General features: G+C 60.9%; 21 protein-coding genes. 10 read left to right on the forward strand and 11 right to left on the reverse strand.

Annotated features, from left to right (window positions below; translation table 11 throughout):
• The first annotated feature begins 170 nt into the window (after positions 1-170).
• On the forward strand, positions 171-1,247 hold the full coding sequence (locus tag HU742_RS17660) for a 3-deoxy-7-phosphoheptulonate synthase (protein WP_186636896.1): 1,077 nt from the start codon (positions 171-173) through the stop codon (positions 1,245-1,247).
• Between the two features lie 70 nt (positions 1,248-1,317).
• Here the strand turns inward: HU742_RS17660 and HU742_RS17665 are convergent, their stop codons facing one another.
• Positions 1,318-1,599, reverse strand: a complete 282-nt coding sequence (locus tag HU742_RS17665; protein ID WP_186610534.1) for a GNAT family N-acetyltransferase — start codon at positions 1,597-1,599, stop codon at positions 1,318-1,320.
• 636 nt (positions 1,600-2,235) lie between these two features.
• On the opposite strand from HU742_RS17665, the gene oprI reads away from it, so the two are divergent.
• Complete coding sequence (gene oprI / locus HU742_RS17670; protein WP_003183784.1) at positions 2,236-2,487, forward strand: outer membrane lipoprotei OprI; 252 nt, start codon at positions 2,236-2,238, stop codon at positions 2,485-2,487.
• A 123-nt stretch (positions 2,488-2,610) separates the two neighbouring features.
• Here oprI and HU742_RS17675 read toward each other — a convergent pair whose 3' ends face one another.
• From HU742_RS17675 to HU742_RS17685, 3 genes are all read right to left on the reverse strand, one after another.
• Complete coding sequence (locus tag HU742_RS17675) at positions 2,611-3,582, reverse strand: L,D-transpeptidase family protein (RefSeq protein WP_186636897.1); 972 nt, start codon at positions 3,580-3,582, stop codon at positions 2,611-2,613.
• A 144-nt stretch (positions 3,583-3,726) separates the two neighbouring features.
• Positions 3,727-4,020: a hypothetical protein gene (locus HU742_RS17680; protein ID WP_047226351.1), complete on the reverse strand. Its 294-nt coding sequence runs from the start codon at positions 4,018-4,020 to the stop codon at positions 3,727-3,729.
• Positions 4,021-4,076: 56 nt separating this feature from the next.
• Positions 4,077-4,682, reverse strand: coding sequence for an arylesterase (locus tag HU742_RS17685; protein ID WP_186610532.1), 606 nt, complete (start codon positions 4,680-4,682; stop codon positions 4,077-4,079).
• Between the two features lie 10 nt (positions 4,683-4,692).
• Between HU742_RS17685 and HU742_RS17690 the strand changes: the two genes are divergently transcribed.
• The 4 genes from HU742_RS17690 to HU742_RS17705 all read left to right on the forward strand — a co-directional run bounded on the left by HU742_RS17690 (position 4,693) and on the right by HU742_RS17705 (position 9,406).
• The gene (locus HU742_RS17690) at positions 4,693-5,376 is read left to right on the forward strand and encodes an ABC transporter ATP-binding protein (RefSeq protein WP_186643110.1); all 684 of its coding nucleotides are present in this window, start codon (positions 4,693-4,695) and stop codon (positions 5,374-5,376) included.
• Positions 5,376-7,880, forward strand: coding sequence for an ABC transporter permease (locus HU742_RS17695; protein ID WP_186643109.1), 2,505 nt, complete (start codon positions 5,376-5,378; stop codon positions 7,878-7,880). Before HU742_RS17690 ends, HU742_RS17695 begins: the two co-directional genes overlap by 1 nt.
• A 34-nt stretch (positions 7,881-7,914) precedes the next feature.
• Entirely contained in the window at positions 7,915-8,412 is a 498-nt protein-coding gene (greB, locus tag HU742_RS17700; RefSeq protein WP_186643108.1) for a transcription elongation factor GreB, read from the forward strand.
• 148 nt (positions 8,413-8,560) lie between these two features.
• Positions 8,561-9,406 (forward strand): PI-PLC domain-containing protein, encoded by an 846-nt coding sequence (locus tag HU742_RS17705; protein ID WP_186643107.1) that lies wholly within the window; start codon positions 8,561-8,563, stop codon positions 9,404-9,406.
• 6 nt (positions 9,407-9,412) lie between these two features.
• Here the strand turns inward: HU742_RS17705 and HU742_RS17710 are convergent, their stop codons facing one another.
• From HU742_RS17710 to HU742_RS17720, 3 genes are all read right to left on the reverse strand, one after another.
• On the reverse strand, positions 9,413-9,721 hold the full coding sequence (locus tag HU742_RS17710) for a class I SAM-dependent methyltransferase (protein ID WP_186636910.1): 309 nt from the start codon (positions 9,719-9,721) through the stop codon (positions 9,413-9,415).
• A gap of 251 nt (positions 9,722-9,972) precedes the next feature.
• The gene (locus HU742_RS17715; RefSeq protein ID WP_186610526.1) at positions 9,973-10,407 is read right to left on the reverse strand and encodes a DoxX family protein; all 435 of its coding nucleotides are present in this window, start codon (positions 10,405-10,407) and stop codon (positions 9,973-9,975) included.
• A 97-nt stretch (positions 10,408-10,504) separates the two neighbouring features.
• Positions 10,505-11,926 carry an MltF family protein gene (locus HU742_RS17720; RefSeq protein WP_186636918.1) on the reverse strand — a complete coding sequence of 474 codons (1,422 nt, stop codon included), beginning with the start codon at positions 11,924-11,926 and terminating at the stop codon, positions 10,505-10,507.
• A 234-nt stretch (positions 11,927-12,160) separates the two neighbouring features.
• On the opposite strand from HU742_RS17720, the gene HU742_RS17725 reads away from it, so the two are divergent.
• The 3 genes from HU742_RS17725 to HU742_RS17735 all read left to right on the forward strand — a co-directional run bounded on the left by HU742_RS17725 (position 12,161) and on the right by HU742_RS17735 (position 14,946).
• Positions 12,161-12,970 carry a TatD family hydrolase gene (locus HU742_RS17725; RefSeq protein WP_186643106.1) on the forward strand — a complete coding sequence of 270 codons (810 nt, stop codon included), beginning with the start codon at positions 12,161-12,163 and terminating at the stop codon, positions 12,968-12,970.
• A gap of 105 nt (positions 12,971-13,075) precedes the next feature.
• Positions 13,076-14,293 carry a methyl-accepting chemotaxis protein gene (locus tag HU742_RS17730; RefSeq protein ID WP_186643105.1) on the forward strand — a complete coding sequence of 406 codons (1,218 nt, stop codon included), beginning with the start codon at positions 13,076-13,078 and terminating at the stop codon, positions 14,291-14,293.
• Positions 14,294-14,583: 290 nt separating this feature from the next.
• A complete protein-coding gene (locus tag HU742_RS17735) occupies positions 14,584-14,946 on the forward strand; it encodes an Mpo1-like protein (RefSeq protein WP_186643104.1) in 363 nt (120 codons plus the stop codon).
• Positions 14,947-14,960: 14 nt separating this feature from the next.
• Here HU742_RS17735 and HU742_RS17740 read toward each other — a convergent pair whose 3' ends face one another.
• The 3 genes from HU742_RS17740 to HU742_RS17750 form a co-directional block, all read right to left on the reverse strand.
• Positions 14,961-15,758 carry an acyl-CoA thioesterase gene (locus HU742_RS17740; RefSeq protein WP_186610521.1) on the reverse strand — a complete coding sequence of 266 codons (798 nt, stop codon included), beginning with the start codon at positions 15,756-15,758 and terminating at the stop codon, positions 14,961-14,963.
• Between the two features lie 161 nt (positions 15,759-15,919).
• Positions 15,920-16,681, reverse strand: coding sequence for a CHAD domain-containing protein (locus tag HU742_RS17745; protein ID WP_186636931.1), 762 nt, complete (start codon positions 16,679-16,681; stop codon positions 15,920-15,922).
• Between the two features lie 39 nt (positions 16,682-16,720).
• On the reverse strand, positions 16,721-17,011 hold the full coding sequence (locus HU742_RS17750) for a hypothetical protein (protein ID WP_186636932.1): 291 nt from the start codon (positions 17,009-17,011) through the stop codon (positions 16,721-16,723).
• Between the two features lie 209 nt (positions 17,012-17,220).
• Between HU742_RS17750 and HU742_RS17755 the strand changes: the two genes are divergently transcribed.
• A complete protein-coding gene (locus HU742_RS17755) occupies positions 17,221-18,258 on the forward strand; it encodes a patatin-like phospholipase family protein (protein WP_186636938.1) in 1,038 nt (345 codons plus the stop codon).
• A 39-nt stretch (positions 18,259-18,297) separates the two neighbouring features.
• On the opposite strand, the gene HU742_RS17760 is transcribed toward HU742_RS17755, so the two are convergent.
• On the reverse strand, positions 18,298-18,996 hold the full coding sequence (locus HU742_RS17760) for a response regulator (RefSeq protein WP_186636943.1): 699 nt from the start codon (positions 18,994-18,996) through the stop codon (positions 18,298-18,300).
• Positions 18,997-19,040: the final 44 nt, after the last annotated feature.

A 19,040-nucleotide genomic window follows, 5' to 3' on the forward strand; every position in this document is an offset into this window, starting at 1 on the left:
TGCCGCCCGTGGCCAGGGAGCTTGCTTGCCACAATTAAACCGGCCCCTGCCCATTGTCGAGCCACCTCCTAACGCGCTAAGGTTCGGCTCCCCGACGCGCTTAAATCCGCTGTGCACCGCCGCGCGGGGAATCGCTGGCGGCCGGCACCCGTGACCTGACGAGTAACACGATGGCTGATTTACCGATCAATGACCTTAACGTCGCCTCCAACGAGACCCTCATCACGCCTGACCAGCTCAAGCGTGATATCCCCCTGAGCGACGCTGCCCTGCGCACCGTGACCAAGGGCCGGGAAGTCATCCGCAACATTCTCGACGGCACCGACCACCGCCTGTTCGTCGTCATCGGGCCCTGCTCGATCCATGACATCAAGGCTGCCCACGAATATGCCGAGCGCCTGAAAGTGCTCGCGGCGGAAGTTTCCGACACCTTGTACCTGGTGATGCGCGTGTATTTCGAGAAGCCTCGGACTACCGTCGGCTGGAAAGGCCTGATCAACGACCCGTACCTGGACGACTCCTTCAAGATCCAGGACGGCCTGCACATTGGTCGCCAGTTGCTGCTGGACCTGGCCGAGATGGGCCTGCCCACCGCGACCGAGGCCCTCGACCCGATCTCGCCGCAATATTTGCAGGATTTGATCAGTTGGTCGGCCATTGGCGCGCGCACCACCGAATCCCAGACCCACCGCGAAATGGCCTCTGGCCTGTCGTCGGCCGTGGGCTTCAAGAACGGCACCGACGGCGGCCTCACCGTGGCGATCAACGCCTTGCAGTCGGTTTCCAGCCCGCATCGTTTCCTGGGTATCAACCAGGAAGGCGGCGTGTCGATCGTGACGACCAAGGGCAACGCCTACGGCCACGTGGTGCTGCGCGGCGGCAACGGCAAGCCGAACTATGATTCGGTCAGCGTCGCGTTGTGCGAACAGGCCCTGAACAAGGCGAAGATCAAGCCGAACATCATGGTCGATTGCAGCCACGCCAACTCCAACAAGGATCCGGCGCTGCAACCGCTGGTGATGGAGAACGTCGCCAACCAGATCCTGGAGGGCAACCAGTCGATCATCGGCCTGATGGTCGAAAGTCATCTGAACTGGGGCTGCCAGGCAATCCCGAAAGACCTCGCAGATTTGCAGTACGGCGTCTCCATCACCGATGCCTGCATCGACTGGAGCGCGACCGAGAAGACCTTGCGCGGCATGCACGCCAAGCTCAAGGACGTGCTGCCAAAGCGTCAGCGCAGCTGATCGGCGAATTGCACGCATAAAAAAACGCCGGGCTTTTCAGTCCGGCGTTTTTTTGTGCGATCCAAACGTTTCAGAGCTTCGCCGCGTGCCGCTGGTGTCGCTCCATGTAACGCTCCACATAGGAGCAGGACGGGATCACCGTGTAGCCCATTTCCTCGGCGTACTTGAGCGCCTCTTCGGTCAACTTCGCAGCAATCCCCCTGCCACGCAAGGCGTTGGGCACGAACGTGCGATAGATGTCCAGGGTCTGCTTGCCCAGGTCCATGTAGGTCAGATAGGCACGATGACCGTCCACAATGGTCTCGAACTGATGACCAGCCTGGTCATGGTGGATGGAAACCGCCTCGCTCATCACTACTCCTCGCGGGTCTGAATGCTGACCCCTACCTTACCGATGTTTTTCCGGCGAAGGAACATCTACGCCACCCCGTGCCTGTCTGGTCACCGAGCGCAAAAAAACCAATCGCTCAAACCCGAGCACGTCGTGAATAGTAGGCACCAATGACGCAAATGCTCAAGGCACGCCTGTCACTGAAGGGATAAACCCCGACGGGTTTATCGATTGAGCGTCACTTTCACGCGGTAGTCGGTCAAGGCGCAATAGCTGAACATCGCCAGTTGTTGAGTCTTGAGACGAGCGCCGGTTGTTAAAGTCACCGTCTGCAGCAATAAAAGATGCTTGGATGGCTGCGCAAAAAATGAGCAAAAGTCCAGGAGAATCAATAAGCAGCGACTTTAGTGTGCTCGGGGGAGTTAGCGCGTCAACGGAACTTTTCTTCAACCACGCGCTCCATTCTGGCGGTTGCGGCTGTGTGTTTTTTAAACAGCACTCAGAAAAGTTGCCTGAAAAACAATCACCGCCTACAATTTTTTTGCTTCTTGCGCTACGTCAGTTTACTTACTACAAGTAATGAGTAGTATGTACGCCGGCTAACTCCTCACTCTGGGGAGACAGTCACTAAATAGAAAGTCCTTGAAGGGGAACACGATGAACAACGTTCTGAAATTCTCTGCTCTGGCCCTGGCCGCAGTTCTGGCTACCGGTTGCAGCAGCGCATCGAAAGAAACCGAAGCACGTCTGACTGCTACCGAAGACGCAGCAGCTCGCTCCCAAGCTCGTGCAGACGAAGCTTACCGTAAAGCTGATGAAGCTCTGGCTGCTGCTCAAAAAGCACAACAGACTGCTGACGAAGCTAACGAGCGTGCTCTGCGCATGCTGGAAAAAGCTAGCCGCAAGTAATAGTCCTTCGGGATTGTTATCGAGCCGACCCATCACTGGGTCGGCTTTTTATTGCCCGGCGTTTTACCGGCGATAAAAAACCCGCCGACCTCGTGAGACGTCGGCGGGTTGCTTTCACACAGGCTATTGCGTGAGGTCGATCGGCGCGCTGGAAACCATCGGGGCCGAAGTATTCGGAACAGCGACCTCTACCGGCAAGCCGTCTTCGGCAGCCACTACGTCACGCACCACGTCCCAGTTCATGCGCTGGTTGCTGGTGATGTCTTCACGCTTGAGCATCGCGTTGATGACCGCCGTGTGCTTGTCCACCACGGACGGGTTGCCCTTGTCGTCCAGCGGCGTATGCGCTTCCAGATACACCTTGCCGCCGCTCACGCCCAACTTGTACGGGTCGTTGATGATTCGCACCGACGTACCCACCGGCACCATGCCGGCCATTTCCAGCACGTTGTTATTGAACATCCGGAAGCAGCCGTGGCTGGTGCGCATGCCAATGCCGAACTTCTTGTTCGAACCGTGGATCAGGTAGCCCGGCGTCCCCAGGGTGAACTTGAACGGGCCCAGCGGGTTATCGGGACCGGCCGGCACGACATTGGGCAACGGATCGCCATCGGCGGCATGTTCGGCCTTGATCGACGCCGGAGGAGTCCAGGTCGGGTTCGGCGTCTTGGCGATGATGCTGGTGTGGGCAATAGGCGAGCCCCAACCTTCACGACCGATCCCCAACGGGAAGGTGTAGACGACGTTCCGACCCTTGGGGAAATAGTAGAGGCGGTATTCGGCGAGGTTGATCACGATGCCTTCGCGCGGGCCCGGCGGCAGGATGAAACGGGTCGGCAAGACAATTTCAGTGCCAGCGCCCGGCAACCACGGATCGACCCCAGGGTTGGCGGCGACCATCTCGGTGTAGCCCAGGTCGTAGGTGGTACCCAGGTCCGCGAAGGTGTCTTCGTACTTGGCCTTGATGACTTGCACCTGGCCGACAATGTCTTCACCCGGCGGTGGCAGGGGCAACTCCAATGCGGCAACGGGCCCAGCCATACACAGGGCGGCAAGAGACAGGCAGCGGGCGACGGCAGGCAAGCGCGGCAACATCCGGGAAATCCTTCGCAGATCGAACAGAGGGTGTGAAGCGACGATTGTACACTGCCGCCCGTGAGTTCGGGGAGAGCGGCGCCGAGGCGTCCGATGCGCAGCAGGTCCGGGAACTGAAATCAGATCCTGTGGAAGCGAGGGGGGTTACAACTCGAACCGCAGCTCCGGCCAGATCGGCGAAGTGCCACGCTTCTGTGATTCGAGGATCGCCCGGCACAACGAACAGAGGCGATGGTCCTGGAATATCTTGCGATCGACCGCCGACCAGCGTGGCTGGGCCGGCAAAAGGCTGCCGCAAAGGGTCCGGTCGGCCGAGCCGCCAAGTTCCAACTGCCGGGTCACCAGATGAACCCGCACTTCCTGGCAGGCGAACAGGTCCAACTGCTCGTCAGGCTCGATCAGTTGGTAGGCAAACAGGGACCAGGCGGGACGCGGCATCGGGGGCTCCAAATCGGGGGCGCCACATTAGCCGAAACACCGCCTGTAGAAAAGCGTCAAAGCAGCGGTTTCAGCGCCGGCCAGACATTTTCCAGCAACTTGCCCTGGGCCGCGACGGACGGGTGCAATCCGTCCCCCTGCATCATCCCGGGTATACCCCCGACGTCCTTGAGAAAAAACGGCACCAGCGGCACGTTCTTCTCTTCGGCCAAGGTGCTGTAGACCCGGGCGAAGGCTTCGGTGTAGCGCCGTCCATAATTGGGGGGCAACTGCATGCCCAGCAAAAGCACCTTGGCACCGCTGGCACGGGAGCTGTCGATCATCGCTGCAAGGTTTTGTTGCAATTGTGTTGGCGGCTGTCCGCGCAGGCCATCGTTGCCCCCCAGTTCCAGGATCACCAGGTCCGGCTTATGGGCTGCAAGCAGCGTCGGCAGGCGCGCCAGGCCTCCCGCACTGGTGTCGCCACTGATAGACGCATTGACCACTTTATCGTCGAAACCCTCGGCCTTGAGCCGTTGGTCAAGCAACGACACCCAGCCTTGGCGGGTATCCAGGCCGAAAGCCGCGCTGATACTATCGCCAACGATCAGGACAGTACCCGCCGCTGCGTTCTGGACCATGCACATCAAGGCCAGGCCGGCACTCAAAAACCACACACGCATCGGATTCTCCATGGGCTCAAGCATTCTCATCGCGACGGACCTTAGCAAAGTGGTACCCAGCGCGGAAGGTGAACTGACCATCCTGCACGAACTCAGCCTGGAACTGAACCAGGGCGACAGCCTGGCCATCGTCGGCGCGTCCGGTTCCGGCAAATCCACGCTCCTTGGCCTGCTGGCCGGCCTCGACCTGCCCAGCAGCGGTGAAGTGATACTTGCCGGCCAGGCCCTCAGCGCACTGGACGAGGACCAGCGAGCCCGGGTCCGCGCTGAACATGTCGGGTTTGTCTTCCAGTCGTTCCAACTGCTCGACAGCCTCAATGCACTGGAAAACGTCATGCTCCCGCTGGAGCTGGACGGCCGCAAGGACGCCCGGGAACGCGCCACGCAACTGTTGCAACGAGTCGGCCTCGGCCAGCGGCTGACCCACTCGCCACGCCAGCTCTCCGGCGGCGAGCAACAGCGCGTCGCCATCGCCCGCGCCTTTGCCGCCGAACCCGACGTGCTGTTCGCCGACGAGCCGACCGGCAACCTCGACAGCCACACCGGCGAACGCATCAGCGACCTTCTGTTCGAGCTGAACAAGGAACGCGGCACGACGCTGGTTCTGGTGACCCACGACGAACGCCTGGCCCATCGCTGCCGGCGCCTGATCCGACTTGAAGCCGGCCAGATGGTCGCGCCCCTGGAGCCTTGATGGCACGCTTGCCCCTGTTGCGCCTGTTCAGTCTTGCCGTCCGCCAGTTGCTGCGCGATGCCCGCGCCGGCGAACTGCGCGTGCTGTTCTTCGCCCTGTTGGTGGCGGTGGCGGCGAGCACCGCCATCGGTTACTTCGGCGCCCGGCTCAACGGCGCGATGATGATGCGCGCCACTGAATTCCTCGGCGCCGACCTGCTGCTCGAAGGCAGTTCCCCTGCCCGCCCGGAACAGATCCGCAGCGGCATCGATCTAGGCCTGGAACACGCCCGGGTGGTGGAATTTTCCAGCGTTGTCGCCACCGACAACGGTATCCAGCTGTCCAGCGTCAAGGCAGCCGATGACATCTATCCGTTGCGTGGCGAACTGAAAAGCGCCCCGGCGCCCTTCGGCCAGGAAGAAACGGGCGGGCGCCCCGCTCCGGGGGAGGCCTGGGTCGAAGCTCGCCTGCTGACGGCGTTGGAGCTGAAGATCGGTGACAGCATCGATGTCGGCAACCAGACGCTTCGCTTGAGCCGGGTGCTGACTTACGAACCGGATCGCGCCGGCAACTTCTACAGCCTGACCCCCCGCGTGCTGATCAACCTCAAGGATCTGGATGCCACGGGCGTGGTGCAACCCGGCAGCCGCGTCAGCTATCGCGACCTGTGGCGAGGCCCGGCGCCGGCACTGCAAACCTATCGCGACCTGATCAAGCCTGGCCTTGAGCCCAACCAGCGCCTGCAAGATGCCCGCGACGGCAACCGCCAGATCGGCGGCGCCTTGGGCAAGGCCGAGCGCTACCTGAACATGGCCAGCCTGGTGGCCGTGTTGCTGTCCGGCGTGGCCGTCGCCCTCTCCGCCAACCGTTTCGCCACGCGACGCTTCGACGCCAGTGCGCTGCTGCGCTGCCTTGGCCTGTCCCGCCGCGAAACCATGGTGCTGTTCAGCCTGCAACTGACCGTGCTGGGCCTGCTGGCCAATATCAGCGGCGCCCTGCTCGGCTGGATCGCGCAGCTGGGGCTGTTCGCCTTGCTGCATGACCTGTTGCCCACCACCGTGCCGCCGGGCGGCCTGTTGCCGGCAATCGCCGGGATCGGCACCGGGCTGGTGGCATTGGCGGGTTTCGCCTTGCCACCGCTGGCCGCGCTGGGTCGGGTACCGCCGCTGCGGGTGCTGCGCCGGGACATGCTGCCGATCCCCTCGAGTACCTGGGTCGTCTACGGGGCCGCATTGGGTGCGCTCGGACTGATCATGTGGCGCTTGAGCCTGGACCTGGTGCTGACCTTCGCCCTGCTCGGCGGCGGCGTGATTGCGGCGCTGGTGCTTGGCGGGCTGCTGCTCTTGCTGCTGCAAAGCCTGCGCCGGATGTTGGCTCGCGCCTCATTGCCCTGGCGGCTGGGATTGGGCCAGTTGCTGCGTCATCCCTTGGCGGCGGCTGGCCAGGCCCTGGCGTTCGGCCTGATCCTGTTGTCGATGGCCCTGATCGCGCTGCTGCGCGGCGAGTTGCTGGATACCTGGCAGAACCAACTGCCGAAAAACGCCCCGAATTACTTCGCCTTGAACATCCTGCCCAACGACAAGCAGGCGTTCAGCGACAAGCTGATGGAATTGTCGGCGCAGTCGGCTCCACTGTACCCCGTGGTACCGGGACGGCTCATCAGCATCAATGGCGAGCCGGCCAAGGAATTCGTCACCAAGGACTCGGCCGGCGACCGCGCATTGCAGCGTGACCTGAGCCTGACCTGGGCGGCGGACCTGCCGGCGGGCAATGTCGTCACGGCTGGGAGCTGGTGGCCGCAGCAACCGCCGGACGATATCCCAGGTGTCTCGGTGGAAGGCAAGGTCGCCGACAATCTCAAGATCAAGTTGGGCGACCGCCTGGTGTTCAGTGTCGGTGGACTGAATCGGGAAGCGAAGGTCACCAGCCTGCGGGAGATCAACTGGGACAACTTCCAGCCAAACTTCTTCATGATTTTCCAGCCAGGAACGTTGAAGGACCTGCCCGCCACTTACCTCACCAGTTTCTATCTGGCGGCCGGCCACGACCAGCAGATCGTCGACCTGTCCCGGGCCTTCCCGGCCGTGACAATCCTGCAAGTCGAAGCCCTGCTCGAACAACTGCGCAGCATCCTCGCCCAGGTAACGCTGGCGGTGGAATATGTATTGCTGTTCGTACTGGCGGCGGGAATGGCCGTGCTGTTCTCGGGCTTGCAGGCCACTCTCGACGAGAGGATTCGCCAAGGCGCGCTGCTACGCGCCCTGGGTGCCGAGCGGAAGTTGCTGATCAAGGCCCGGCGCATCGAATTCGGCCTGCTCGGGGCGGTCAGCGGTTTGCTCGCGGCACTGGGGTCGGAACTGGTGAGCCTCGTGCTCTACCGGTATGCCTTCGATCTACCCTGGCATCCGCATCCGTGGCTGTTGATATTGCCACTGGTAGGCGCATTGCTGATCGGTGCGGCAGGCGTGTTCGGCACCCGCCGAGCGCTCAACGCCAGCCCCCTGACAGTGTTGCGCGAGGGTTGATAGACTGGCGGCTTTGCCCTGACAAGAAGTTGCCATGAGCCGCTATCGTCCTCCCCGCACCGCCGGCACCGCGCTGATTACCCCCGAAGGGGAAGCGCGGATGCGCGCTGAACTGCATGAGCTTTGGCATGTACGCCGCCCCCAGGTGACCCAGTCGGTCAGTGAAGCGGCGGCCCAAGGCGATCGTTCGGAAAATGCCGAATACACCTATGGCAAGAAAATGCTTCGGGAAATCGACAGTCGCGTGCGCTTTCTCACCAAGCGCCTCGAAGCGCTCAAGATCGTCAGCGAAAAGCCCAGCGACCCAAACAAGGTCTATTTTGGCGCCTGGGTTACGGTAGAGGATGAGGACGGCAACGAGTCCCGCTATCGCATCGTCGGCCCCGACGAGTTGGACTTGAAACAGAACCTGATCAGCATCGACTCACCCCTGGCACGGGCGTTGATTGGCAAGGCCCTGGATGCCGAGGTGACCGTTCAAACTCCTGCCGGGGCGCAACTGATATACATCACCCATATTGAATACTTATAACAACTCGACCTCTAAAGAAGTTCAAATTCTCCTGCTGACACAGACTGTCAACTTCTTCAATTTGACCACAGCGCTTTTTTTCTAGAACTTGAAAGTGCGCCAACACGGCGCACTTCAATTTCCGAATTAACATTCAAGGATGAATATCATGAGCACTCCCGATCGCTGGATGGGCAGCACGCCCGGCATTTACAAACTCCGTATAGATGAACTGATACTTCCCGGCACCCACGACTCCGGTTCCGACAAAGAAGCGCCGAAATTTTTACTGCCCAATGAAATCACCCAAGACGTACCGATACGCGATCAGATCAATCGGGGGTTCAGGGTGATCGATTTGCGGGTAGAATTGTTTCCCAGCCAGCCCGTCGGTCACCCACGACGTTTCCAGTTGTACCACCTGACCTCGTCTGGCCGAACCATTGCAGACGACGTGCTCGGGGTCCTGAACGCTTTTTACGCCGAGCCAGCCCGAAGGAACGAAATCATTATTTTGAATTTTCATCAATTCAAAAACTTTACTGATTCCTCGCATGAAGAACTGCAGCAATTGATCAATCAGATGATCGGTGCACGTCTCATCCCCTATGCCTTCAGACCTATGACACTGGCGGAACTTCGACAGGAAACTCCTGAGCGTACCGTGGTGATCTCTTACAACAGTAACCGCGGCGACGACGACTATTGGCCGGGTGTTGAGCAACAATGGATTGGCAAAGATTATATTTCAACGTCAACGTTGAAAGAGTTTATGGATGATGTCAGCGCCCAACCTAAAAGACCTTATGCGCTTCGCGCGATTCAATGCGCTAAATACACGGGCCTATTCGTTCCCGACGATTTCAGCGACAAAGTAGACGCCTGGTTCGAATCCAAGGATATCAACAGCTACATCCAACGTTTCCACATCATCAATACCGACTGGTCGACCCGCAGCAATATCGTGATCAATTGCGCGCATGCCAACCAGTTCAGGGCCATGGCCAAAGACTGAAAAACCTCAACGACGGGTGATCAACCCCTGCCGCGCCACACGGGTCAGGTGGCGGATCATTTCAGGAGCGTCCGCGGCACTGGGGGATTGGATGACGGCCAGGTCGAAGCTGTCATTGGCAAAACGCGCCAGCGACTCACCGTCTTCGACGAATTGGATCAGGAAGGCTGCGGGCCCATGACTGCGTCGCGGCCAGCCGTCCAGATAACGCAACAGCGTCGGCTGATGGCTGCCGCCCAGGAGAATTTTCGGATTGCGTTGGACAAGATTCGCCGTGATTGGCGCAAGACGTACGAGGGGGCTGGGTGCGTTCATTGTGTCGTGTCTCTGCCTCAAAAGTCTGCATGGCAGGTGAGAGGCAACACCGAACCAGCGCTTTAGCGGTATTTCGAAGCCTGGATTACGGCTTCTGACGGCAACTGCAATGAGTCACCTGGCGCCCCGCAAGTAGCTGTTTAAATCGGCGCATGAGCAGCATCCTAGAGAAGCTGACTGGCCAGTGTCAAGAATCAGCCTCCATCAAAAAGGCCCGTACAAGACGGGCCTTCGATGATTCAAGCAGGTAATCAGTGGGCGATGGCGTTATCGACGGACAGCTTGCCCGCACCCTCGATCAACACCGCGATGCTGCCGGCCAGCAAAGCCAAGGCAAACTCATAACCGTTGTTGGCCATGAACAAACCATTGCCGATGTGCACGGAGAAAATCGCCACCAGCGACAGAATCGCCAGACCCAGCGCCGCTGGACGCGTCAGCAGGCCGATGATCAGTGCAAGTCCGGCAAAGAATTCGGTGCCGCCCGCCAGTGTCGCCATCAGATACCCCGGCGTCAGGCCGATGCTTTCCATCCACTGTGCCGTACCCGCCAAGCCATAACCACCAAACAGGCCGAACAGTTTCTGCGAGCCGTGGGCGGCAAAGATGATCCCGACAACGATGCGCAGGACCGTCAGGCCGTAGCCAGCGCGGGAAAAGAGAACTTTGTTGACGAACGTGCTCATGGTGCATTCCTTGGTAAGGTGTGGTTGGACGCCATATTAATCAAATAAGCCAATGGAAAAAGCGCAAATATTCCGCCATAACAATCGGTTTATTTGATTATTTCCGCACGACCACCGCTTGGCCCTGGGGCTCCAGCGATTCCCGCTCGCGGTCAAAGGCCAGATAGTACTTGTTCACACTATTAACGTAGCTGACCGCGCCCATTCCCACCTGCTCCATGGCGATGCGCTCGACCTGGAAAAACCACTGGTTGGGGTTCAAGCCCCGCCGCCGAGCCTCGGCGCGCATACCCTGGACCCGCTCGGGCCCCATGTTGTAGGCAGCCAGGACAAACGCCATGCGTTCGCGCTCGTTGAGCTTGGGGCTGGCGAAAAACTTGCGGCGGATCATCGCCAGGTACTTGGCGCCGGCCTGCACATTGGCGTCGAGGTTCTGGATGTCATTGACCCCGACCCGCTGGGCCGCGGACGGCGTGATCTGCATCAGGCCCGTCGGGCCGCTGCCGCTGCGCGCATTGGGTTGCAGGGCCGACTCCTTGAACGCCAGCGCCGCCAGGTTGAGCCAGTCCATGCCCTGGGCCTGGGCATGCTTTTGCAGCACCGGGCGGAGTTTCTCCAGGCGCTGGCGATTGGCCCGGGCCAGCGGATAGTGAACTTGATACAAGCGGCGGTAGATACGCAGGAAGGCGGCATCCGGGTTGGACGGGGCTTTATAGCCGGCGAGGAATCGATCGATACTCGCCCGCAGCATCGCGGCGTCGCGGTGTACGAACCAATATTCGTCGCTTGGCTCGCCAATCAGCAGTTGCCGGTCGAAACGCAGCTTGGGAAGAATCTTGCCCCAGCGTTCGGCGATGGGCTGCTCGACGATGGTCAGGTGGAAAATCCCGCCCTGGACCATCTCCAATACATCCTCGACCGCCAGGGTGGGATCGACCCATTCGATCTTGACGGGCTGCAGCTTGAGCAGCGCCAGCTTCTGGTTGATCTGGCTGACGGCGTCGCCCGCCGCACTGCCGTTGGGCAGGGCCAATGTCTTGCCGGACAGTTGTTCCACGCGCGTGTAGCGCTTCTCACCCTTGATGCCCACTAACAGCAAGGGCACATCGGTGCGGATCGGATCACTGGCGCTCACCGCATGGCCAGGTTGCGGCTCAAGCAACTCGCCTGGCGCCACCAGGTCCCCTTCCCCACGCTGCAAGGCGCCAAGCAATTGATCCTTGGCCTTGGGAATGATCTTGAGGGTGATTTCCTGGCCATCCCGGGCATGCCCGTTGAGGTATTGTTCGAAAGCCCGCAACCGATGATATTCGACGCCGATGGGTTGGCCCTGGACTTCACCGGAACTGTTGCGGCTCTGGTTGACCAATACTTTCAAGACCCGGCTGCTGCGGATTTGCGCCAGGTCGCGCACCGTGCCCGGCGCCACCACCTGCACCGGACCGGGCAGCCGCGCCTCGGCCGGCATCGGCAACAGCAACGAACCACATAGCAAAAGCAACACCTGGGGACGTGTCATCCACTCTCCGAATGGGTATTGCCGAGCCATCCTGTGGAAAACCGAGGCTGGACCGGACAAAACAGAGCACCTTGGGCGCTGAAAAGTGCGAAAGACTGGCACAACGATGGCAGCGACACCACCCCGACCCGTCTCGTGGCCTCAACAGACAGCCGCAACTCATTGTAGTTCTTGGCTTTTCTTATAAATCTACAGCTCTGATATGCTGGGCGGCCTTTGGGCCGAGGTAGCACCATGCAACTCATCGATATCGGCGTCAACCTGACCAACCCCAGTTTCGCCGACAAACACCAGGCGGTGCTCGAGCGCGCCTATGAAGCCGGGGTCTGCCAACTGGTATTGATCGGCACCAGCATCGAGGGCAGCGAACAGGCCCTTGAACTCTGCCAGCAGCTTGACGCGCAAAGCGATCGGCTATTTTCCACGGCCGGCATTCATCCCCACAGCGCAAGCGATTGGACGGCCGACAGCGCCAGGCATTTGAAAGATCTGCTCAAGCACAATCGTGTCCGCGCGGTGGGTGAATGCGGGTTGGATTTCAATCGCGATTTCTCCCCCCGTCCGCAGCAGGAAAAAGTCCTGGAAGAACACCTCGCCCTCGCGGTGGAGTTGCAATTGCCGGTCTTTCTCCACGAGCGCGACGCCGACCAACGCTTGCTGGAGATACTCCGGGACTTTCGCGACCAGTTGCCTGCCGCCGTGGTGCATTGTTTTACCGGTGAGAAGAAAGCGCTGTTCAGCTATCTCGATCTGGACTTGCATATCGGTATCACCGGCTGGATTTGTGACGAACGCCGAGGCACGCACCTTCACCCATTGGTGCGGGAAATCCGCCGCGGCCGGCTCATGCTCGAAAGCGACGCCCCCTACCTGCTGCCGCGCACGCTGCGGCCCAAACCCAAGAACGGTCGCAATGAGCCTGCCTACCTGACGGAAGTCCTGCGGGAAGTGGCCCTGCACCGGGGCGAAACCCAGGAAGACCTGGCGGCCCACAGCACAGCTTGCGCCCGGGCGTTTTTCGGCTTGCCCGCCCTTAGCGAATAAACCGAATCCCTTGTCCGTTGACCCACATCAAAACCCCGGCACCTGGATAGCTGCACAATACTGGCACCTTGCCAATGCTGTTTCCGCTATCAGAGAAGACCTTCCATGGGTGCCTGGCTTAGCAATATCTCGCTGAAGTATAAATTCTGGGCGGTCAATGCGGTCGCCTTTGTCACAACGTTGCTGTTAGTGCTCTATGCCATGCACCTTGAACAGCAGGTCCGAAGCGTGAGCCTGGGCCAGGTGTTCGGCGAACGCTTCAGTCAATATGCAGTGGCGGTGTTTGTGCTGATGCTGGCGATGCTCGGTGCGTCGCAATTATTGATCCGCTTTCTGCTCAGTCAGCTCAACACCTTGAAAGACGTGATGCTGCATGTGGAGAAGACCGGCGACCTGTCCGCCCGCGTGCCTTTGGCCTGCCGGGACGAAGTGGGCCAGATGGCCGCCGCGTTCAACGCGATGCAGGCGGGTTACCAGCGCGTGGTCGACACCGTTGCCAGCACCGCTCGGCAACTGGACAGCGGCGCGGCGCGCCTGGCATCGAGCATGAACGACGTGCGCCAAGGCATGCTCGGCCAGCAGAGCGAGACCGACCAGGCCGCCACCGCGATCAATGAGATGTCCGCCACGGTTTATCACATCGCCCAGCACGCCGGCGCCACCCGCGACCTGTCGAAAACCACCGACACGCTGGCCGGCAACGGCCGCGAAGTCGTCAGCCGCGTACAGCAGTCAATTACCGGATTGTCCACCGGCGTGCAGCAGACCGCCGAGATGATCCAGCGGCTGGCCGAAGACAGCCAGAAGATCAACAGTGTGGTCAGCGTGATCCACAGCATCGCCGAGCAAACCAACCTGCTGGCCCTCAATGCCGCCATCGAAGCGGCGCGGGCCGGGGAAATGGGCCGGGGTTTTGCCGTGGTGGCCGATGAGGTCCGCAACCTGGCCAAGCGGGTCCAAGCCTCGACCGATGAAATCACCACGATGGTGTCGGCGTTGCAGGCAGGAACCCGCGACGCGGTGGATTTCATGCAAGAGAGTTCGCTCAAGGCCGACGATTGCGTACAACAGGCGTGCGAGGCTGGTGACGCGTTGGCGCAGATCACTGAAGCAGTGGCGCAAATGCGCGAGAGCAACACTCAGATTGCCGTCGCAGCCGAGCAGCAAAGCCATGTCGCCGAAGAAATGAACCGAGCGGTGGTGAGTATCCGCGACGTGACCGAAAACACCGTGCGCCAGACCGTGGACTCAGCCACCACCAGCCATGAACTGGCGACGCTGGCGGGGGCGTTGAACAGGGCGATTGGGCAACTCAAGCTTTAGACATTCTGCCTTTGTGGCGAGGGAGCTTGCTCCCGCTGGGCTGCACAGCAGCCCCTCAAGAGAATACTCATTTAGCCTGACACACCGCACCTGCTGTTTGGGTCCGCTTCGCGGCCCAGCAAGAGCAAGCTCCCTCGCCACAAGAGCAGTCAACATAACCACAAAAGCAGTCGTCGACATAAATACGCTATAGCCGCCTATCGTTGCGATAGTCAACCGCGATTCGCCGCCCTGCCCGGCCCAGCCTATTCTTGGGTTATTCGGACTTCACGGACTCAAGGAACAGCATCATGGGCAAACGTCACCCCAACCTTCCGGCCTGGCAATGGCGCGCCTACCCCGAGAATCATCGCCATCCGGCCAACCTGGTCCTGCACCTGATCGCGGTGCCGCTGTTCATCATTGCCTTTCTACTGATCGTATCGGGCGTCTTCAGCCTGAGCCTGGGTGATGTCGCCATCGGCGTGATCGGGCTGCTCGCCGCGCTGGGGTTGCAGCGCCACGGCCATAGCCTGGAAAAACAGGCATCCGAGCCGTTCAGCGACCGCAAGGACGCAATGTCGCGCCTGCTGGTGGAACAATTCCTGACCTTTCCTCGATTTTTCCTCAGCGGTGGCTGGTGGCGCGCCTGGCGGGAACGCCACCGTCACTGAATCGCCGAAACGCCTCAGCCGAAAATCGTTACTGTCTGCCGGCTCATGGCGATCAGACGACCGTCGGCACTCCAGAATTTCGCCGCGACATGGCCATAACCGTCCTGGGCATGTTCGATCTCGGCCAGGTACTGGCACCAATCCAGCGTAGTCAGCTCCAGCAGCGGCTGGACGAACTCGATGGTCCAGGTGAGCGTGCTACCGGGTGCCATTTGCGTGAGGTGCGGCAACAAGGCCGGCGGCCAGGCGTCCACCAGTGCCAGGATGTGGCCCTCGTCCAGCGGCTCTTCTTTCACATCACCGCGCAAACGCACCCAGCCGCCCATGCTGCGGGATTTATTGCCGGTGAAGGGTAATCCGCCGACACTCCAGCGCATCGCCAGGTGCCGCATGAACTCTGGGGTGGCGCCTTTGATATAGGGCAACTCCTGGCACTGTTCGACAGCCTTGAATTGCGGCGCGGGATCAGCCTGCACCGCCACGACCGAGGATCGTGACGCGCCAAAACTGCCCTGGATGATCGTCACCACCTGCCCGTCCTGCACGGCGCGCCCCAACACTTGGCTGACGGCCTTGCCTTCACGCAATACGTCGACTTGGAAACTCACCGGCACGTCGGGCGCGACCGGGCCGACAAAGGTAATCGCCAGCGAACGAACCGGGCGATCCGCCGGAACGCGCGCACGCATCGCCTCGTATTGCAGCGCCGCCACCAGGCCGCCAAAACTGGCACGTCCCTGGCCCCATTCAGGCGGGATCGTCACGGCATCTGGCTGATGGCGCACGGTGTCGATCAAATCGGAAAAGCGCATGGCTACCTCGAAGACAGGGAAAACGATGAAGGATCTTAACTATCCCGAGCGGGCAGTACAGCGCTCATTCCGGCCAAAGAGACTGACAGAAAAGCCGTAAACCTCGAATCCCACCATCAGTCCTTGCGCGAGCGAGCTCGCGCAGGGCTGTTTTTTTCGATTCAGGATTTATCGAAGCAACTGGCGATGAGTTTATCGAGCACCCGATCGGACTTGGCCTCGGCCTTCTCCATGGTGATCCGCCAGACGGGTACGCAGGATTGCAGGTCGTGTTCCTGCTCGGCCCGCGCCAGCCATTGCCAGCAATCGTGCCAGTCGCCCAGCGCACCTTGGGCGGACTTGAGTCGGGGCATGGCCGCTTTCGGCAAACGATCGAGTTCGGGATAGGCTTCGATGGCGTAGCGCACGCGCTTGATCAGCAGGCGCAGTCGGTGGCGGTCATGGGCCGGATCGCGCAAGGCCTCGCCGAGTTTCTTCCATTGCTTGTCGAGGCGTTTTTCGATGCGTTTGCGCAAGCCCGCGAGCAAGCCCTGGCGCTGGGCGGCGCGGATGAAGCGCGGGAACGCGTCGAGGATCATCAACAAATGCGCCAATTCCTGGCTGCTGGCTACGGCGGGATAGGCTTCGGCCATTTGCACCTGGCGCCGCTGCGCGGCCTCGACCTTGCCGTGCTGCTCAAGGTAGGCCGCCAGTACTTCGCGATCGCGCAACGGCGTGGTCAAGGTGCCGACCGCCGACGCGGCTGTTTCCAGCTGTTCAACACCGGGCAAACCGCGCAACGGGCGAAGCAGGCTGCGCAAACGCCGGACCGTGGTCCGCAGGTCGTGCAATGCTTCGCTGTCGGTTTGGGCATTCAAGCGGGCCTGACAGGCCAACAAGCGAACTTCCAGGCCCACTATCCGGGCCACCAGCCGATCAATCATGGGCCTGCTCCGTGCGCAGCTTCGCGTTGCAAGATGTCTTTACCGTCCCGCGCGGGACTCGCGGATGTAGAAGCGCGCCTTCTCGGCTTTATTGGCGCAGCCTTCGAACGCTTCGAATTGCTGCTGGGTCTTGGCGCCGGTCAGCAACGACAGGGCCTTGGAATAGCTGACGGTACCGGCAAAACCTTCGGCCTTGGCCAGGTCCAGTTCCCGCCAGGCGCTGTCGAGCTGGCTGCCGCAACTGTCGCGGTAAGCGGTCTTGCCGGCACAACCGGCCAAGGCCAGAACCATCAGGGATGCCACCAAGGGCAGGCAGATCCGGGCTTTCATCGATAACACCTCAAGTCAGGTCAAACAGTCGTGCTGGTAAGACGGTTTCGCCGGCAAAAAGTGCCTCGGCTCGACCGCTATATTCAAGTGTGGACGGAGCATACGCATATGCCGTCGCGGCGTGTCAAAAAACGACGTCCGCGCCACAACGATTGAGCCTGGCCCTCGATGCGTGCATTGTTGGTGTCTGTTCGACAAGAGGCCAGCTCATGACAAAACGTGTCGCATTGGTATTGGGCTCGGGCGGCGCCCGGGGCTATGCCCATATCGGAGTGATCGAGGAAATCGAGCGACGCGGCTACGATATTGCCTGCATCGCCGGTTGCTCCATGGGTGCCGTCGTGGGCGGGATCTACGCCGCCGGCAAGCTCAAGGATTATCGCGACTGGATCGAGAGCCTTGATTACCTGGACGTGCTCCGGTTGGTGGACGTCAGTTTCCGCCTCGGGGCAATTCGCGGTGAAAAAGTCTTCGGGCAAATCCGCAAGATTGTCGGCGAACTCAACATCGAAGACCTGCGCATTCCCTACACGGCGGTCGCCACCGACCTCACCAACCAGCAGGAAATCTGGTTCCAGGAAGGCTGCCTGCACCAGGCGATGCGGGCCTCGGCGGCGATTCCCAGCCTGTTCACCCCCGTCATGCAAGGCAATCGCATGCTGGTGGATGGCGGCCTGCTCAATCCGCTGCCGATCGTGCCGGTGGTGTCGAGCCATTGCGACCTGATCATTGCGGTCAACCTCAATGCCACCAACCAGAAACAATACAAGCTGCCGGTGATCCAGCGCCCCGCCGCGTTCCGGCGGCGCTTCGACACCCTTGTCAGCTCCCTGGGTTCACGGCTGCCGTTTCGCCGCAAACAAGCCGAGCAATTGTTGCTGTTGGAGCAGGAAGCCCTCAAGGCCGAGGCCGCCGACATCAACCCGTGGATCGAATCCGCCGAGCCCGAGGGCCAGCAACCGGCCGCCGCGCCGCAAACCGAAGGTGCGCCAAGATCCGCCACCGGCTCGTTCATCATCGATAACGTCGGGCCGGCCTCGTTGCTGGACTTGATCAACCAGAGCTTCGAGGTGATGCAGACTTCGCTGGCGCAATACAAGATTGCCGGTTATCCGCCGGATGTGCTGATCAACGTGCCAAAACGGGTGTGTCGGTTCTTCGAGTTCTACAAGGCGCCGGAGCTGATCGCGTTGGGGCGGGAGATTGCCAGCGATACCTTGGATCGGTATGAGCGTGAGCAGAACTAGAATTGAGCAGGCTTCCTGTGACTGACTCAAGCGCTTGGACTAAGCACCCGCCTCTTCCAACAACCGATACCCCACCCCCGGCTCTGTCACGATGAAGCGTGGCCGAGTCGGATCGTCGGCCAGTTTCTGGCGCAGGTGGCCGACAACGATGCGCAGGTAATGGCTGTCTTCGACGTGGGTCGGTCCCCAGATGTCCTTGAGCAGTTGCTGCTGGGTGATGACCCGTCCCGGATGCCGGGCCAGTTGCGCCAACACCGCGTATTCCTTGCGGGTCAGGGCCACTTCGGTGCCGTCCAGCAACACCCGGCGATAGGCCAGGTCCACGGTCAGCGCGCCGAACGTCAGCGCCGCTTCCTGGGCCTCGCCTGCCGGTGCCTGGCGCAACAGCGCGCGCACGCGGGCCAGGAACTCCTGGATGCCAAACGGCTTGGTCACGTAGTCATTCGCGCCGTTGTCCAGCGCCTCGACTTTCTGCGCCTCGCTGGCGCGCACCGAGAGCACCAGGACGGGCGCCGTCGACCATTGACGAAACTCGCGCAGCACTTGCTGGCCGTCCATGTCCGGCAGGCCCAGGTCGAGTACCAACAGGTCGGGCTTGTTCAGCGCCGCCTGGGCCAGGCCCGCGGCGCCGGTGTCGGCTTCGAGCACCTTATAGCCTTGTGAGGCCAGGCTGATGCGCAGGAATTTGCGGATCTGCGGTTCGTCATCGATGACCAAAAGGGTCGCGCTCTGGCTCATGGGGTCCGTTCATCACAGTCAAGTGGCGAGAGCATAACGCAGCG

The organism is Pseudomonas marvdashtae (assembly GCF_014268655.2).
Taxonomy (GTDB): Bacteria; Pseudomonadota; Gammaproteobacteria; order Pseudomonadales; family Pseudomonadaceae; genus Aquipseudomonas; species Aquipseudomonas marvdashtae.

Coding starts and splice junctions, on each gene's coding strand:
- HU742_RS17680 (WP_047226351.1), bottom strand. CDS start 4,020: ATGCCGCGTCCCGCCTGGTCCCTGTTTGCCTACCAACTGATCGAGCCT.
- HU742_RS17735 (WP_186643104.1), top strand. CDS start 14,584: ATGGGCAAACGTCACCCCAACCTTCCGGCCTGGCAATGGCGCGCCTAC.
- HU742_RS17720 (WP_186636918.1), bottom strand. CDS start 11,926: ATGACACGTCCCCAGGTGTTGCTTTTGCTATGTGGTTCGTTGCTGTTG.
- oprI (WP_003183784.1), top strand. CDS start 2,236: ATGAACAACGTTCTGAAATTCTCTGCTCTGGCCCTGGCCGCAGTTCTG.
- HU742_RS17660 (WP_186636896.1), top strand. CDS start 171: ATGGCTGATTTACCGATCAATGACCTTAACGTCGCCTCCAACGAGACC.
- greB (WP_186643108.1), top strand. CDS start 7,915: ATGAGCCGCTATCGTCCTCCCCGCACCGCCGGCACCGCGCTGATTACC.
- HU742_RS17715 (WP_186610526.1), bottom strand. CDS start 10,407: ATGAGCACGTTCGTCAACAAAGTTCTCTTTTCCCGCGCTGGCTACGGC.
- HU742_RS17710 (WP_186636910.1), bottom strand. CDS start 9,721: ATGAACGCACCCAGCCCCCTCGTACGTCTTGCGCCAATCACGGCGAAT.
- HU742_RS17690 (WP_186643110.1), top strand. CDS start 4,693: ATGGGCTCAAGCATTCTCATCGCGACGGACCTTAGCAAAGTGGTACCC.
- HU742_RS17685 (WP_186610532.1), bottom strand. CDS start 4,682: ATGCGTGTGTGGTTTTTGAGTGCCGGCCTGGCCTTGATGTGCATGGTC.
- HU742_RS17705 (WP_186643107.1), top strand. CDS start 8,561: ATGAGCACTCCCGATCGCTGGATGGGCAGCACGCCCGGCATTTACAAA.
- HU742_RS17675 (WP_186636897.1), bottom strand. CDS start 3,582: ATGTTGCCGCGCTTGCCTGCCGTCGCCCGCTGCCTGTCTCTTGCCGCC.
- HU742_RS17760 (WP_186636943.1), bottom strand. CDS start 18,996: ATGAGCCAGAGCGCGACCCTTTTGGTCATCGATGACGAACCGCAGATC.
- HU742_RS17725 (WP_186643106.1), top strand. CDS start 12,161: ATGCAACTCATCGATATCGGCGTCAACCTGACCAACCCCAGTTTCGCC.
- HU742_RS17695 (WP_186643109.1), top strand. CDS start 5,376: ATGGCACGCTTGCCCCTGTTGCGCCTGTTCAGTCTTGCCGTCCGCCAG.
- HU742_RS17750 (WP_186636932.1), bottom strand. CDS start 17,011: ATGAAAGCCCGGATCTGCCTGCCCTTGGTGGCATCCCTGATGGTTCTG.
- HU742_RS17665 (WP_186610534.1), bottom strand. CDS start 1,599: ATGAGCGAGGCGGTTTCCATCCACCATGACCAGGCTGGTCATCAGTTC.
- HU742_RS17730 (WP_186643105.1), top strand. CDS start 13,076: ATGGGTGCCTGGCTTAGCAATATCTCGCTGAAGTATAAATTCTGGGCG.
- HU742_RS17755 (WP_186636938.1), top strand. CDS start 17,221: ATGACAAAACGTGTCGCATTGGTATTGGGCTCGGGCGGCGCCCGGGGC.
- HU742_RS17745 (WP_186636931.1), bottom strand. CDS start 16,681: ATGATTGATCGGCTGGTGGCCCGGATAGTGGGCCTGGAAGTTCGCTTG.
- HU742_RS17740 (WP_186610521.1), bottom strand. CDS start 15,758: ATGCGCTTTTCCGATTTGATCGACACCGTGCGCCATCAGCCAGATGCC.